Origin of the sequence: Caldicoprobacter sp. (genome assembly GCF_047459465.1) — a bacterium.
Lineage (GTDB): Bacteria > Bacillota > Clostridia > Caldicoprobacterales > Caldicoprobacteraceae > Caldicoprobacter.
Genome location: NZ_VSCO01000003.1, coordinates 18,729 through 34,548 on the forward strand (window position 1 = coordinate 18,729; position 15,820 = coordinate 34,548).

Consider the following 15,820-nt stretch of genomic DNA (forward strand, 5'->3'; position numbering starts at 1 on the left):
TTCTTAATGAATTTTTCAAAGGAGGTATCAAAGTTTAAGAAAAATGAAAAAATGATACCCATGAAAAAAAGCCCCATAAAAGTATGGGGCTTTTTTAATTCATTCAAATTCATATCTAAACCAATTGAAGTCGGCACAGCCGCCATCTCTGATGCTGTTATAGGAGAATAACCCTATCCTCGCACCCTTCCAGAATCCCCATGTCAGCTTGCAGTCTCCACCAAGCTCCATGAAATTTTCCCCATCCAGGCTGAAGGCAAACCGTGTCGATGACCTCAGGTCCAGGGTGCTTCTTAGCCATACCGTACTGCCGCTAACTCTAGGCCCATGGTAGGTTATGCCTCCCGTGACAGCCTTTATGAAACATTCACCTTCTCTTTTCTCAACGCCTATCCAATTCTGTTGCGTACCTCCTATATAGGCTAGCCCCGCCTTTTGTCCATCAGCCATGTATTCTATGCTAAGCTCGGTGGTCACCACTCCCTTTCCTCCCATGAGCTTCTGGGTGATGGTATTCTTAGCCTTCAGTATGTCATCGGCATACATGGCTTTGATGCGGAAGTATCCTGGCCGCTCAGTCAGCGACCAGTTTTCATCTACGGGGTTGTGGTTGAACTGCCACTGAAGCCCCAATTGGGGCTCATCAAACTCATCAGACGTCTGAGGAAAGCTTATCGGGTATTGACACCCTACGTTGGGCTTTTGAAATATGGTAACCGGCTCGCCCTCGGCCCCCATCAATGGCCAGTCGTCCACCCATTTCACCGGTTGTAGATGGCATACCCTGCCCAAAATCCCTGCGCTCTGGAAGTGCATAAACCAGGTCTCCCCCGATTCCAATTCAACCAGCGCTCCCTGATGAGGTCCGTTTATGCTGGTGGTTCCCTGTGCCAGGACTACCCTCCTCTCATACGGGCCGTATATGCTGCGGGAGCGCAGTACGGTCTGCCAGCCCGTTTCCACCCCGCCTTCAGGAATGATAAGGTAATAGTAGCCGTTTCGCTTGTATATCTTGGTGCCTTCGGCTACCTTCCCCACGTACACCACTACTCCATCATCAAGGAGGGTTTTTCCATCAGGGCTCATCCTGTGGATGATTATAGGGCCGGCGCCTACGGTGCTGTGGCCAAGGTAGGCATTGCCATCGTCATCCCAGAAGGGGCAGGGATCTTCCCAGCCAGATACCCGTTTGACTTCGTGAAGCGGGCTCCAGGGCCCTGCGGGGTCGGTGGCGGTGCTCATGTACAGCCCTTCGTCGGGTGTACAAAAATACACGTAGAACTTTCCGTCGTGGTAACGGATGGAGGGAGCCCAACTTCCCTTGCCGTAGCCTTCCATGTTGTCGTATCGCGGGTGGATGTCAAGGCGGCGGTATATCTGGCCTATGATCCTCCAGTTGACCAGGTCTTTGGAGTGCAGAACCTGCATGCCCATGTAGTGGAAATCCGAGGCCACCATGTAAAAATCGCTTCCTACCCTTATGACATCAGGATCGGAATAGTCGGCATTGAGCACAGGGTTTTTATAATACCCATTTCCTAAGTCTCCCCATGGACGGATTTTAGCATCATGGTTTTTCTCAGCCATGGTTCTCTCTCCTTCATTTTTTATTTTTACTTGTGGATATATGCTCAATTTTGGTAAGGAAGTTTGTTTGTGGTTTATTTATAGTATAATATCTACAAATGATATAGGGTCATCCAGTGTAAGTTTCTACTGCTAAGGCAACGGATTGATCTTTTCCCACAGGACCTTCCATTTCGAGTTTTTCGGAAAGCCGGGAGCATCTTTATGGGGACTTCCGTCCCAACCGGCGGCCATCATGGCTACCGCTATGAGCAACGCACCATTGCCCGGCAGGTACAGCGGCAGGTCGGCCCTGTTGCCTTGCCTGTTATGACCGTTGGGGAGGTACGTGTTTTTGGGAGCATTCATCAGTAGTATGTCTACCGCTTTTTCGGGCTGCCCCAACCGCGCAGCCGTCATTGCCATTACCGGGAAGTCCCATCCCCACATGCTGTCGAAGTCCCAGCTGCTTAAAACTCTGTCAAGGGTGGCAGCCATCACATTTTTGTCCACCATCGAACCGGGCAGCATTCCCAGAGCGCAAAGCATGGAGGGGTGGTCTCGATTGAATCTGGTGAATGTGTCAGGGCAGTTTTCATGGGCAAGGTATACGCCGTCCTTTTGGGGAAGCTTTGATAGCTTGGATATGATTTCTTCCCACTTGGGGTCAGGGGGAAGGCCCAGTCGCTTACGCCATAATCCAGCCGTCTTAAGGCCAAACCTCCAGTATTCCAGCTCAAAGGTTGGGTTTAGGGCAACATGGGGGCTGTGGTTTTCCTGCGCCGGTATGAGGCCCGGTCCCAGGACGTATCGATCGTTTTTTGCATCGTATATGGCGTAGGAGACCATAAATTCGGCCGTTTTGAATACCAGGTCGCAATAACGTTCCAAGGTTTGCCGATCGGGATGGGCTCTGTAGCATAGCTCGGCGTACATTATTGGATGGGGTTGCTGCCATATGAGAAGGGGCCCGATTGGTGAAGGGCTGTCCAAACCATCATAGGCTACCATCTTGGGCCATCTAGCACCGCTGTACCCCTGGGAGGCAGCTAGATCTTCGGCCTTGTCCATTATGGACATATACCACCACAAGCTTTTTTCCAGAAGCCGGGCGCGATTCCACAGCGGAAAATGGGCTGCGTGCCAGTAGTGCATTTCAAGATGGAATTTGCCGTACCAGCTGTTGCAGGTAAGCCCCGTTTCCTGGGGAGGCATGGAACCCGCACACTGAATTGCGGTGAGGTATTGGGAAAGCACTATGCGCCTTTCAAGTTCAATGGCGCGTTTATCCTGGCTGTGGGCCAGTTCAATAGCACCGCCTTCCAGCCAGAAGCTCTCCCAATGCTTTTTGCTGGCTTCCTCTGTATCTTCAAAGGTCAATTCTTCCCGGCGAATAGGTATGGGAGAAAATATGCAGGTAAATTCGATGGTGTCGTTACTCAATGTGCTTTCAAGGGCGAACGCGTGCTTGGCTTGCCTTAATAGGCAGACCCCTTTGTTAAAAAATATCCTTATGAAAATTCGCTCGTCGTCGATTATCCTAAGCAGGTCAATAAAGCTACCTCCTCTGCTGCTCTCGCTGGCCATGATGATCTTTGTATCATGCTTGTCATCGCTTTCCCAGTCAGAAGCGTTTTTGGCAGGGGAGCCGTAGGGAAACCTAAACAGGATTTTAAGCCTTTTATCCTTTATAAGGGGAGATTGTGCTTTGACGGCTACGGCATCTAATTCAGGATGACAACAGGTTTTTACCCAAACGGGATAGCCGGCTATGCAAAAGCGGCTGGTGATGACGCCCTGCCATAGGTCAAGCTCCTGATGGATGCTCCTCCTATCAATTAAATCGATGGGCTTTTCTCCCAACAAAGAGAAGTCAAAGCCTATATTGGCCAAATTGAGCCTGTGGGGGTTTTGCCTCAACCAATTGAACAGCTCCTCCTGCCCCTTCGCGGATGTTGCATATCCGACTTCGCGGCCGTTTACAATAAATTTTTCCAGCTTAAGCTTGTCTCTGGAAAAACTTTGGTTGTCAGGCGATCGAAAGGAATGCCATCCCCATTGCGATTGCGTACAAAGAGGTGTGTGGCTGTCGTATATTTCGGTGAATGTCTGAAGGCCTGTAACATCTACGGTAAATGCAAATTCACCATTTCCTACCGATAGAGGGGATATGGGGTTGACATCTCTCAGAATAGGATTATGCCTTTTTACCAGTTCGTACCTGTCAATGGTCATTGACATTCCAATGCACTTTCCTTTCTTTTTATTTTCTGTTGGTATTGGCGTTTTGAAAATGCTTAAACGTCCAAACTTCAGACCGTTTGGCTATTTTGCTGACTATGACATTACTGATATTATCAAGGCTTTTTATTTAATGTCAACTATCAATCGTATTTTTGTGTAAGCGATTGCTTTAAGTTTTTTAATTTTTAAACTTAAAAATCCTATAAATTTGCTGGTTGACTTTTCCACAATGCTAAAAATGTAATAATTATTTAACAAATTTGTAATTTGCATTATATATAATAACTTTAGCTCAAAACTGAGAGTAGGTGGTATGAATGATGAGAAAAGCTTTAATTATAATGGTTTGCTTGCTGTTGCTGGGCTGTGCAAATTCACGTTGGCAGCCATATGAGAATGACGGCAATGGGAGGGTTACTCAACCAACTGAAATTCATGACACTGTTTCGGGGGAAATAAAGAAAAACAGTTCTGAAACTAATTCTAAAACCACTTCTGAAACCACTTCTATAACCAATGATATAAAGGCCTCGGGTAAGTTTCCAAAAATGTTAATGACAATTGACGATTTGTATTCCGTGGAGGATAAAATTGGGTTATACGACTTTGATACACAGCAATTTACTCCTGTAATGGATTCAGGTAAGTACTGGCTTTGCAGATATATTCCAGGAAAGGAATGGGTTGTATATGTGCAAAAGCGACAAGTGCTTATCTACGATATGAAAACAAAAAAGACAAGAGAACTGGTATCTATAGGTGAAAATGAAGAGTGGGGAGCGGATTTTTATGTATCCCCGCAGGGTACAGAGCTTATTTTTACTACCGCAATATATCCCGATGAAGGTAGTTTCCTGTATGTTGTTAATCTGGAAAATGGAAATCACCACAAGTTCGATAATGTAGTTCGTGCCGTGTGGTGGGGACAGAGGATAATAGCATGTGAAGTAATACTAACCAACCGCCGTATACCAAACGATATACGGCGGTGTTAGAGAAGCCGAATAGGGGAATTATTCAGCTTCATATTTATTTAATAAGTAATCTACCATAGCTCTGGCAGTGTCTATGACTACTGATTGATTTGTGATGCTGCTGTCAACTTCTCCCGTTGGAGTGTTAATAATATGAGTTATACTGATAAGGATATTTTTATATGATAATATACAATTATCGTATCTACCTAGCAATTTGATGTGTTTTAAGTTACTTGGTATCTTATTGCCGCTATATAACAGGTCATTGTACAATGCCTTTTTCATATACGATAAGTCTATAAAGATTATATGCTCTAAATCCTCGGTAGCATAAGCAAGGCGAACTTGTGTAGTATCACTATCCTGGTCTCCGCTTACTGTTAGAAATTGTCTTTGATAAAAGGTTATATCTTTATCTACAATAATATAGTTTGGTTCGTTGTGTATCAAATTGAAATGCTTTAGCACCAGGTTTTCTGCTATATCATTGCACAAATCTCTGTATTGAGAATATGTCAGTGCATTTTCAGATTGGTTAGCATCATCATTCATATCCTGTTCGGATGGCTGGGCTTCGTTGTTCATGTTCTGTTCGGATGGCTGAACATTGTTGTTCATATTCTGAGTCTGAGTAGGTTCAGGTGTTTTTCCCTGATCTACTTGATGATAACATGACGACAATATAACTAGACTAAAAAGTAAAATAAAAAAGACATATTTTTTCATATTTGAGACCTCCTGTTTTATTTAATTGTAAACAAGGTATTGGAACACAGGCGAGATTATACCAAAATAGAACAGGTATAAAACTAAGGCAAAAAAACAAGGATGTTGTACAAATATATGTTTATTTTAAAATTTGATTAGCCATGTATTCGAATTAACTATCAAACCCCCTAAAGTATGACCCATTAGTGTAAGATATAACATTTGACATAATACCCCATCCTCCTTGATTTGTTTCTATATAGGTTCCGACTAGAATATAGTCATGGTTAGGGGTTACATAATATTTATACCACACCGCAGAACCGCCAGAATACGCACCACCCTTGTATTTATTTATATATGCTTCATGTCCTGGTGGAACATTCATCTGTGCTTCAATTTCATCACTCTTCTCTGTAATGTGTGTATGTGTTACTTGCGCTCCAAACTTCGCTTGAAGTGCGGCTAAGAATTGAACTCTAAATTCTGCGTCTGCCTCTATTTTGCCAGACACATCCCATTCTGTTGTCACTGTTTCCCTTTGTATATATTTCAATGTAACAGTTTCATGACTTCTGTTCCACCAGTTGACTTGACTGACGAAAAATCTGTAATTGTCTGAGGCATAATAATATCCACCTTCCCAATAGCCCATTGGCGATATACCAGTGTTGGGTCTTCTAATGATATCTTCGTCATCTAATATTTCTGTGCTGACTATGTTCCCGTTGATGGCCATATGATATGCTTTTGGTGTAGGTAGTTTATATTGCTTTTGCTGTTCTATTTCGTATTTATCAGGTTTTGTGGTAAAGTTACCCATGCCGGCAGATACATATAAAGTGTTGAACATACAGGCAAGTGCTACCAGTAGAAACATAAAAACGCTTTTTCTTTTCGTGATATCAACCTCCATATATAAAATATTACTTTTTATGTCAAGCAGGAGTTCTCTTATCCACTTTTGCCAAGGTGTAAGTTATATCATAAATTCAATTTAAATGCGTAAAGTGGAAGCAAGAGAATCCTGCACGACATTTAATAACCTGATTTTCCAGATTTATATTGATGATTTCGTTAAACTTTTGAGTTTTTTGAACAGTACATCGAAATTCATGTGCTAATCCATGTAAGTTGGTATCTTAACTGTAATTTTACGTAAAAATTATACAATATTACCAATGTAATGTCAATAGATTCGGGTCATTTTTTCGTGACCTTTATGAATAAAAATCGTTTTAAAAAATCGTATGGGGAAACTGAAAGATAATTATAGCTTCTGCACTGTGTTTTTGCTCCTGTTGTGGGTGGATTGTCAATTTTTATTTTAGTAAAACCTGAATGACAAAGCTGTTTAAAAAAATGTTGCAGGTGTCACTTTTGGTATACTTTCTTATTCTTTTATATTAAATAATAGCTTAATTAGAAGGGGGCAGATGAGGATTATGTCAATTAGAGACTATATGAAAAATGCCAATTTGATATTCAAAAGAGAATTTAAGCGAAGACCTGTCACCAACGGTATTGTGCTGCATCATGCGGCGGCTAGCCAAGCCACTCCACAGCAGATCCATGAATGGCACCTTAAAAGGGGATGGATAGGTGCAGGGTATAATGTGTATGTGCGCAAGGATGGCTCGGTGTGGGAGCTGCGGCCGCTGTGGGCTGTCGGGGCACATGCTGAAGGAGTCAACTCTGAAAGCATTGGCGTGTGTGCTGAGGGCATGTATCATCCTTCAAGCAGCCAGCCGTATGACAGGGAAATGCCCGCAGCGCAGCTTGATGCTCTGGTCAAGGTGATAAAGGACCTGTTGGAGGAATACCCTTCTATTAAGTGGATCAAGGGTCACAAGGAGGTGCCAGGGGCTGCTACTGCCTGCCCTGGCTGCTATTTTCCTCTTGAGAAAATTGTCATGGCTGCAACCAATAGCTCTAATATTGGGGAGGTGGATTATATGAAAAAGGGAGACAGAGGTCCGGAGGTTAAAAGGCTACAAAGGCTTTTGATGGCGCTGGGCTGTCAGCTGCCTAAATATGGAACGGATGGAATTTTTGGTGCCGAGACCGAGGCTGCGGTGAATGCTTTTAAAAAGTCGGTCGGGCTGCAGCAAAACGGGGTTGTGGACATCATTACCATGATGGCAATGGCAGAAAAGCTGCTACAAGATAAAACCGCTTTGGAACAGGAAAATGCTACTTTAACAAACAGAGTACAAATTTTGGAGGATGAGCTGAAAAGGGAGCTTGAATCTGGCAATGAAGCTGCAGAAAGATATATCAAGGAGCTTGAGGAAAAGAACAGGAGATTTATAGAGTTTTTCAAGTTGCTTAATCAGCTGGCAAAAGAAGTGGAGAAGCGAATCTGGCCAATTCAAAAACAGGCTGAATCGGTTGAAAAAATGTGGTAAAATGTTCTTAGTAAAATATCAATGGGCAGAAATGCTTTCCTCCTTTGACTCATATTATGGATTATATAAAGTCTTCATAAATCCGGCATGACAATTATCTATCAGGCAAACTGTTTATTAGCTATTTAAATTAAAGGGGGCGGCATGGTGAGAGCCAAATTTCTACACTTAGCCGATGTCCATCTAGACACGCCTTTTCAAATCAGGACAAAGGATATGCGCATGTTTTTGCGCCAGGCAATTCGAGAGGCATTTCAAAGGGCAGTAGACTTAGCTATATCCCACAAGGTGCACGCCGTCCTTATTGCAGGGGACCTGTTTGATAATGAGACTCTGAGCTTTGCCACCGAAAAGTTTATGGTAGAACAGATGAAAAGGCTTTATGAGGCACAAATACCGGTGTTTTATGCGCCGGGCAATCATGACCCTGTCGGGGTGATGTACCGGAGAAGCTTGATTGAATGGCCTGATAATGTAAAGGTCTTCAACGCTAAAAAGCCGGAAACTTGCCCAATTCATGATAGGGAAGGACAACTTGTGGCCTGGATCACGGGGGCTGGACATGAAAGCCCGCGTGAAAAGGACAACATCGTCAAGGATTTTCCCCATGCCCGGGACAACGCCATACCCCATATAGGGCTTGCCCATGTTTGGGTTACCGGCGCAAGTGGTGAGGGGCAACATGACAGGTATGCCCCCTGCACTCTTGAGGACGTGGTCGATAAGGGTTATACCTACTGGGCGCTGGGGCATATTCACTCTAGAGTTCACCTGGTTGAAAAGCCGTTGGTGATATATCCAGGCAATCTAGTAGGGCGCCATCACGGTGAAGAAGGCTCAAAAGGAGCCTATTTGGTAGAGATAGATGGTCCAGGTGAGGTTAAGGCTAAATTTTATCCTGTGGCGCCGGTGCGCTGGATCACCTTCAATGTGGACAACCTCTCTCAGGCTATCAATTTGTCCCAGTTACAACAACGCATGTATGAAGCGCTGATACAGCAGCTTGAAAGCCAAGAGCAGGTTGAGGAAACGCAAAATATCATCGCGAGAGTTGTACTGGAAGGCCCGTGTCCTCTATATAGCCAGTTATGTTTCCACAGGGCTCAAGAGTACCATCAAGAAGAAAACATCCAGATACTGGAGGAGTATCTATACGATAGCCTGGGATTTAGGTATGTGGAAGTGGTTACCGATGGGCTTACCCGTCCTGTGGTTCCCCAATCTTACAAAGGACAGCCCCATGTATTAGGAACTGCTCTGGATATCATAGAGGAGGCCAGGAAGGATCCCCAGGTTTTGCTTAAATTGAAGCCCGATATACTGGCCGGTTGCCCTGCGGGGAATACCGATGATATTATCGCTTATCTTAATGAATTGCTTGAGGGATTGGACTATGAAGTAGCTATTCGGATGATGGAGGAGATGATATGAGATTCCAGAGGTTAAAGGCCAAGGCTTTCGGTTGCTTGAAGGATTGGGAAAGTCCGCCGCTTAAGCCAGGCCTTATACTGGTATTTGGACGCAACGAGTCGGGTAAAAGCACGCTTTTTAACTTGATAACCACGTTGTTTTATGGATGGACCCCCGCAAATAAGGATGAGAATCCCTTTGTGCCCTGGGGAGAGGTCGAGGCTGCCTGCGAGGGGGAACTTGTGCTAAAGGAAGGAGAAGTGGTAACCGTCATCCGCAGGCTGAGAAGCACTTCAACAGGAATGCTGCTGAGAAAGGATAATGCAATTGACCTTAGAAACAGGCCGCTTTCGTATGTGGAGGTTTTACCGAGGGAGGTCTTCAGGGAGGTTTACGCTGTTGAGCTCAGTGCCCTAAAGTTTCCGCAGCCTAGGGCATGGGAGACCATGCAGCAGTTACTACTGGGAGGACAGTTTAGCTCCTTTATCAGGCCGGTCCATCAGGTAACGGGAGAGCTGGAAGAAGAAGCCAATCGTCTTTGGCGCCCCGACAGAAGGGGTAAGCCACGGGCCAAGGAGATAGGTGAACGAATCAGTGAGCTTAGAGCTTTACGGGATGAGGTTAGAGCGAGGGAGGAAGGACTGCGCCAGGCGCAGGCGAGGTTGGCTGAATGCCGGCGCATGCTGGAGGAGAAGATAGCCAGAAAATCTCAACTAATAGCATATATAGATCGCTGTGAACGACTAAACCCTGTGCGGAAAAAGCTCAAAAGGGTACAGGAGCTAAAAGAAATTTCGGCTTACGTTGCCAATTATGATGATTTGCCGGAGAATCCAGCTCAGCATTTAAAAAATATTGATGCGCAGCTGGAGGATCTGGAGGGTCAAAGGGATAGGCTGGAAAGCAAAAGGCGTCAGTTGGAAAGCATCGTACAGTCCTTTACCCAACAGGACCAACAGTTGTTAGAGCATGGCGATGACATCAAACTGCTTGTAAAGGCGTATGACCGCATAAGGGCTGATCAGGAAGAGCTTAAGGATTTAGAGTTTGATATAAGAAGTAAGGAAGAGCAGCTCAAACGCCATGCCTCTCAGGTGCTGGTAGGCGGTTGGAAGGCAGAGCTTACAAAGGTGTTGGAAGCTGTTGATACGGCTGTATTGAAATCAGCGATAGATTCTTTCAGGCAGGCTCAGGAGCGTTATCAGGAACAGATGAACAGGGTTGAGGCTCTGAAGATAAGTATAGGGCAAGGCACAGGTGGCAAATTTATACCATGGCTTTGTGGAGCCATCTGTATGTTAGGAGCGCTAGGGCTTATACTGGCCAATACGTCTGAAGCAAAGTTTTTATCGGTATTTATAGCGTTAACGGGAATAATTTTGCTACTGGTTTGGTGGTTTTTTGGCAAAAAGCCTACCGAGCATCTTGGAGTCAAACTTGAGGAAAAACGCCTTGAGCAGCTGCATGAAAGCGTGAAACGGGCTTCTGCGCGCATCAAAACGTTGCTAAACGGTGTGCCGGTCATCCCCCAGAGGCTTGAAAGTCCAGACAGTGATCTGTTGCTGGATATAGATCAGTTAAAAGAGCTGCTGTATTGTATAAGGGAAAACCTTCAAAGAAAGATGACAATTGCTGACCGGATAACCCAATTGGAAAACAGGACGTTGGATTTGCTTAAGAAGTGCGGGCTAGATAAAAGTCAGGCCGGCAAAAATCTTGAGTGGCTTTATGGTAATCAGCGTGATGATGGCCATTCTGGACGTGGAGTTTTGCCCAGCAACGGCGGCAATGATTGGAAAGTAAAAGGCTTTGCATGCCTATATGGTGATGCGATACAGGGTGACTACCGCAGACCCATTAACGGCACGGGCTCGAGAGATGTGCTTGGGATGATAGACCTTCTTCAGGTCATGCTGCAGGAAGCCGAAAGACACCATCAGGACGCCCAAAATGCAGATGGGCAGTTAGAGGACTTAAAACGGGAGCTATGTAAAGTCGATGAGGCAATAGAGCGTCTACAGAATGAGAAGAGCTACATACTGTCGCGTTTAAATGAACTGCCGGGAGAGAATATAGATGCCAAAGTTAAAGGGCTTATCAGGGCCAGAGAACTGGCACGCCAGGCTGATAGCATACTGGAAGACCTAAAAAGGGATTATCCTGACCTGGAAGGCATACAGAGACAGATCATGGAGCTCGCGCAAAAGGATGAGGAGTGGTCGTTCGATGATGAGGCATTGGCACGGGCAAAGGCCGAGCGGGACCAGATAGAGCAGGAGATCAATGCCCTCAACAGTGAGATAGGTACATTGAAGAAGGAGATCGAGATAGGCATGGGGCAGGGAAATATGGACGAGATAGAGAGCGAGATTGCCCTGCTCGAGATGGAGCTCAAAAAAATAGCCCGACAGAGGGACAAACTTATGCTCATAAGGAACGTGATACTGGAGGCTGAAAAGCGGTTTCGAGAGGAGCATCAGCCTGATGTCTTGAAAAAAGCTGGTAGATACCTTTCGGCCATTACCGATGGCAGGTATACCCACCTGTTTACCAAAGAAGGCCAGCAGGATGCTCTGCTTGTTAAGCGTTTTGATAGCCAAGAGCTTATAGAGGTAAAGGAGGGGGCCTTAAGCCGGGGTACCCTTGAACAGGTGTATCTCTCACTGCGCTTAGCCTTTATGGAGCATTTGGATCCGGGAGGCGAGCATTTGCCGGCCTTTCTTGACGAGGTGTTTGTAAACTGGGATGGTTTTCGCCTGGACAACGGCTTTGCTCTGTTAAAGGAGCTGAGTAGGCAGCGCCAGGTCTTTGTCTTTACTTGCCATGATTGGCTGGTGGAAAGGCTGACCAGCAAGCTGGATGCTCAGGTGGTGGAGCTCGGGATGTGACGGGGCATTGGATAATGCGCCACAGAGATAAAGTCATTTTTCTGAGTATCGGCCTGTCATAGTAAATGGTTGTTTAAAGAGAAGATCAGAGGGTATTATTTTAATAGTGCTACAAAAATGCTAACTTTAGTATATATAGCTAAGTTTACTCAAAGTGCTATAAGGCAGCGCTGAGTTACAGTGGGGGCATATATTCGTTAATATATACAAGTTAAATTTTTATCAAAATACCGTGTATGTAAATGGATGCAAAAGCAAAAAGATCATCTAATAGATGGGAGGGGTATCTTATGGATTTTTTACAGCTTGCCAAGAGCAGGTATTCATGCCGCAGTTACAAGAATGTGCCGGTAGAAAAGGACAAGCTGGAAAGGATACTTGAAGCAGGTAGGGTAGCTCCCTCGGCTTGTAACCTGCAGCCTTTATACTTGGTGGTAATCACCGAGGGAGAGTTAAAAGAAAAAGTGGCTGCCACTTATGGCGGCAGGTGGCTCAAAGAAGCCCCGGTGATTATTGTGGCCTGCGGTGATCACAGCAAGTCGTGGAAGAGGAGTGACGGCAAGGACCATTGCGACATCGATGTGGCCATTGCAGTGGACCACATGACGTTAGCGGCGGCTGAACTGGGCCTGGGTACATGCTGGATTTGCGCGTTTAATGCTGCAAAGTGCAAGGAGGTCTTAAATCTTCCCGACCATATTGAACCAATGGTTATTTTGCCCATAGGCTATCCCGCTGATAAGGGGAACCCCGATAGGCACACGGTACAGCGCAAGAACCTTGATGCCATAGTATGCTGGAATGGCTTTAAGGGGGCCTGATGGTAACAGGCTCCCCATATTTTTTACCCGTTAAAAATAGGGCAAAAGACATACGGCATAAAAATGCCTTTTGTGTGATATATGAAGATATAAAAGAGGCTGTTAACGTGTTGTTGAACAACGTATGAGAAGAATATTTTATGATAAAGAAAAATTTGTGTTTTAGCAGATGGGCAAAAAGGTTATAGAAAAGATATGGACGATGAGGATGCTAATATGAGCCATATGGTACTTAGAAAAACGATGCCTTGTTGCAGCGTTATTCCAAATGTCTTGATTTTCTATAGTATTAAGACAGTACTTTATCTACTGAATGTATTAATCTTGTAGCAAAAGCGGCGTTGTCTGCTTAATATGTGAACATAATTTTTAACGAAAGGAGAGGGTATATTGTGAAAGCATACGTAGATAAAGATACCTGTATTGGATGCGGGCTCTGTGCCGATCTATGCCCTAGCGTTTTTCACATGGACGATGACGGGCTTGCAGCGGCTATAGAGGGCGAGATTCCCGAGGATGCTGTAGACTGTGCACAGGATGCTCAGCAGCAATGTCCCACCGGAGCCATAAGCATTGAGTAGAGACTTGAAGACTACCTAACAGCCGAGTAGCATGTTTGGGCAATAAACAGTAAAGATCAAAATGACAAGTTAAAGAGCCGTATAGTATTTGCATATGAGATGTATTAAGGCTTGAAGTTACTTTTAAGATTGTTAAATAAAGGTAAAGGCCTGATAATAGAATTATGAATTTGAAAGGAATAGAGGGCTACGGGATTTATTTCCGATTTTGCCCTCTTTTTATGTTAATAGTGAAATTAAGAAGGGAGAGAGATTAATGTTGCCAAAAGGCGATTTGTGGCTTTTTGTAATGTATGAGACGGATAAGGTGCTGGGATTTTTTACATAAAATGCACAATTAAAGAAGGATTTATGGTAATAATGTAGAATTATTTAAATAAAATTGTTTGGATATGTGAGCGTGAAATTGTCGTAGCCACAAAAAGGGTTGCTTTACCTTGGTAGATAGAAATTGCATTATCTGCGTTTTTCTTTGAATACAGCTTTAGAAGCATAATAAGATTCAAATGCAAATCATATCCGCTGTTGCAATAGCGTTTAATAAACCAAATAAAGCAAGATAAGAGGGGTAAGAGCTTATGAGAATAAAGCTTACATTTCAGGCTGAAAAAAATATAATTATACCGGTGCAGTATAATTATTTTGTGCAATCTATGATATACAACAATATTTCTAAGGAATTGTCGGATTTCCTCCATGACCATGGATTTATGATAAATGGCAGGCAGTTTAAGTTGTTTACATTTTCACGGTTAATGGGCCATTTTAAGATGAAAAACGGTAAAATAGAGTTTACGCCTCCTGTCGAGCTCATTGTGGCTTCGCCGGTTGAAAGATTTTTGCGCGAACTGGCTGAGGGTATGCTGCGAAATGATAACTTAAATATATGCGGACAAAAGCTGATACTTACCAGTATAGCAGTATTTCAGGGTTTTGAAGACATGGATTTCAACGAAGAAGTGCTCATAAAAATGCTTTCACCGGTTGTGGCTTACAACACCGTGAAAAAGGGCGGCAGATCGCGGACGATCTATTTTTCTCCCTGGGATGAATGGTTTTCTGAGCTTATAAGGATGAATCTTGAGAGGAAATATCAGCTCATATACGGTGAGAGCATACAGGACGGCGATATAAAAATAGAGCCTTTGGGGCCTAGGGATGAGCGGTACTGTAAAGTTTTAGAATACAAAGACACGGTAATAAAGGGCTGGAATGGAATATATAGGTTAAAGGGAGATAGAAGGCTTATAAAAGTTGCCTACGAGGCCGGATTGGGCAGCAAAAACTCGCAGGGGTTTGGGTGTTTTGAGATAATAGAGGGATTTAAAAGATAAAATTTTGTGCAAATTTAACAAATTTTGGGCCATAAAATTTATAAGACAGAAATGATGTCTAATTATATGGTATAATGATTATGGAGTGTTAAAGAGTGAGTTTTAAATTATTGAAAGCTTTAAACATATCGTCACAAATCAGGCTATGCAAAGTTTTGTATTTAACCAGAGAGTGAAAAGGGGGGCAGAAAATGCTTGCTGCTGTAAGAGAGATAGGGCAGCTCAGGATTAAGCAGGAAGGGTTAACTCCTTTAGAAGTGCTTGTAGAGGATCCGGATTCCAATGGCAGCTATAAAAAAGTTATAGCAATCGTCTTAAAAGAGCAAGCGGGTGGCAGGTGGAGTTTTGAAGGTGTTGAGCTGGAGGATTATGATAAAGAAAAAATAATGAGATATCTATACAGAAGTGGTGCCGCCAACGGCGCAGATCTCACGCCTACAGCGAGATTGAGTGGCAAACCTGAAACCACCTTTGATAATAAAATACTTGGCTGGTTTAATATACTTGGGGAAAAGCATCTCCCTGTTTCAGATCAAGAGAGGGATTTCTTAGCACAAATCAAGGAACAGATAGCGCAGAATGCAGACTACATAAGGGAACGAATCTTAAAAACAAGGGATGAGACGCCCAATAAAACGGGTATAGTTGTTACGCTTAAGTTTAAGCAAGATGGTGAAGAAAAGTACATAGGTGATTTTCCAGTTTTTGCGCAGTTGCTTTTATATCAGGTAAATGAAAAGGGCCAAAGGTGTGCTGCAAAAGATAAAATATGTTCAATTTGTGGACAAAGAAAGGATGTGGTAATAGGCAATTTGGATACTTATGCATTTTATACATTGGATAAGATTGGGTATATAACAGGTGGTTTTAAAGAAAGCCAAGC

The 15,820-nt window shown here is 44.0% G+C and carries 12 protein-coding genes; 8 read left to right on the plus strand and 4 right to left on the minus strand.

The features are described 5' to 3' along the window. Window positions 1-99 precede the first annotated feature (99 nt). Window positions 100-1,587, minus strand: a complete 1,488-nt coding sequence (locus tag FWJ59_RS00615) for a glycoside hydrolase 43 family protein (protein ID WP_414480043.1) — start codon at window positions 1,585-1,587, stop codon at window positions 100-102. A gap of 132 nt (window positions 1,588-1,719) precedes the next feature. After that, window positions 1,720-3,807: a glycoside hydrolase family 65 gene (locus FWJ59_RS00620; protein WP_414480044.1), complete on the minus strand. Its 2,088-nt coding sequence runs from the start codon at window positions 3,805-3,807 to the stop codon at window positions 1,720-1,722. Between the two features lie 320 nt (window positions 3,808-4,127). Between FWJ59_RS00620 and FWJ59_RS00625 the strand changes: the two genes are divergently transcribed. Next, window positions 4,128-4,805, plus strand: coding sequence for a hypothetical protein (locus FWJ59_RS00625; RefSeq protein ID WP_414480045.1), 678 nt, complete (start codon window positions 4,128-4,130; stop codon window positions 4,803-4,805). Between the two features lie 18 nt (window positions 4,806-4,823). On the opposite strand, the gene FWJ59_RS00630 is transcribed toward FWJ59_RS00625, so the two are convergent. Together FWJ59_RS00630 and FWJ59_RS00635 are read right to left on the minus strand one after the other, a co-directional pair. Continuing rightward, a complete protein-coding gene (locus FWJ59_RS00630) occupies window positions 4,824-5,513 on the minus strand; it encodes a hypothetical protein (protein ID WP_414480046.1) in 690 nt (229 codons plus the stop codon). Window positions 5,514-5,667: 154 nt separating this feature from the next. Next, window positions 5,668-6,411, minus strand: coding sequence for a hypothetical protein (locus FWJ59_RS00635; RefSeq protein WP_414480047.1), 744 nt, complete (start codon window positions 6,409-6,411; stop codon window positions 5,668-5,670). 529 nt (window positions 6,412-6,940) lie between these two features. Here FWJ59_RS00635 and FWJ59_RS00640 point away from each other — a divergent pair. The 7 genes from FWJ59_RS00640 to FWJ59_RS00670 all read left to right on the plus strand — a co-directional run. Then, complete coding sequence (locus tag FWJ59_RS00640) at window positions 6,941-7,903, plus strand: N-acetylmuramoyl-L-alanine amidase (RefSeq protein WP_414480048.1); 963 nt, start codon at window positions 6,941-6,943, stop codon at window positions 7,901-7,903. A 147-nt stretch (window positions 7,904-8,050) separates the two neighbouring features. Next, on the plus strand, window positions 8,051-9,334 hold the full coding sequence (locus FWJ59_RS00645) for a metallophosphoesterase family protein (RefSeq protein WP_414480049.1): 1,284 nt from the start codon (window positions 8,051-8,053) through the stop codon (window positions 9,332-9,334). Continuing rightward, window positions 9,331-12,201, plus strand: coding sequence for an AAA family ATPase (locus FWJ59_RS00650; RefSeq protein ID WP_414480050.1), 2,871 nt, complete (start codon window positions 9,331-9,333; stop codon window positions 12,199-12,201). The genes FWJ59_RS00645 and FWJ59_RS00650 overlap by 4 nt, the downstream gene beginning before the upstream one ends. A gap of 290 nt (window positions 12,202-12,491) precedes the next feature. Continuing rightward, window positions 12,492-13,022, plus strand: coding sequence for a nitroreductase family protein (locus FWJ59_RS00655; protein ID WP_414480051.1), 531 nt, complete (start codon window positions 12,492-12,494; stop codon window positions 13,020-13,022). A 392-nt stretch (window positions 13,023-13,414) separates the two neighbouring features. After that, window positions 13,415-13,603, plus strand: a complete 189-nt coding sequence (locus FWJ59_RS00660; protein ID WP_414480052.1) for a ferredoxin — start codon at window positions 13,415-13,417, stop codon at window positions 13,601-13,603. Between the two features lie 578 nt (window positions 13,604-14,181). Continuing rightward, complete coding sequence (cas6, locus tag FWJ59_RS00665) at window positions 14,182-14,937, plus strand: CRISPR-associated endoribonuclease Cas6 (protein ID WP_414480053.1); 756 nt, start codon at window positions 14,182-14,184, stop codon at window positions 14,935-14,937. Between the two features lie 191 nt (window positions 14,938-15,128). After that, window positions 15,129-15,820, plus strand: a 692-nt coding sequence (locus tag FWJ59_RS00670) for a TM1802 family CRISPR-associated protein (RefSeq protein WP_414480054.1), incomplete at its 3' end; no start/stop codon positions are given.

What these genes read in the sequence shown, in the direction of transcription:
- FWJ59_RS00640 (WP_414480048.1), top strand. Translation starts at nt 6,941, where the DNA reads ATGTCAATTAGAGACTATATGAAAAATGCCAATTTGATATTCAAAAGA.
- FWJ59_RS00615 (WP_414480043.1), bottom strand. Translation starts at nt 1,587, where the DNA reads ATGGCTGAGAAAAACCATGATGCTAAAATCCGTCCATGGGGAGACTTA.
- FWJ59_RS00625 (WP_414480045.1), top strand. Translation starts at nt 4,128, where the DNA reads ATGATGAGAAAAGCTTTAATTATAATGGTTTGCTTGCTGTTGCTGGGC.
- FWJ59_RS00620 (WP_414480044.1), bottom strand. Translation starts at nt 3,807, where the DNA reads ATGTCAATGACCATTGACAGGTACGAACTGGTAAAAAGGCATAATCCT.
- FWJ59_RS00655 (WP_414480051.1), top strand. Translation starts at nt 12,492, where the DNA reads ATGGATTTTTTACAGCTTGCCAAGAGCAGGTATTCATGCCGCAGTTAC.
- FWJ59_RS00635 (WP_414480047.1), bottom strand. Translation starts at nt 6,411, where the DNA reads ATGGAGGTTGATATCACGAAAAGAAAAAGCGTTTTTATGTTTCTACTG.
- FWJ59_RS00630 (WP_414480046.1), bottom strand. Translation starts at nt 5,513, where the DNA reads ATGAAAAAATATGTCTTTTTTATTTTACTTTTTAGTCTAGTTATATTG.
- FWJ59_RS00650 (WP_414480050.1), top strand. Translation starts at nt 9,331, where the DNA reads ATGAGATTCCAGAGGTTAAAGGCCAAGGCTTTCGGTTGCTTGAAGGAT.
- cas6 (WP_414480053.1), top strand. Translation starts at nt 14,182, where the DNA reads ATGAGAATAAAGCTTACATTTCAGGCTGAAAAAAATATAATTATACCG.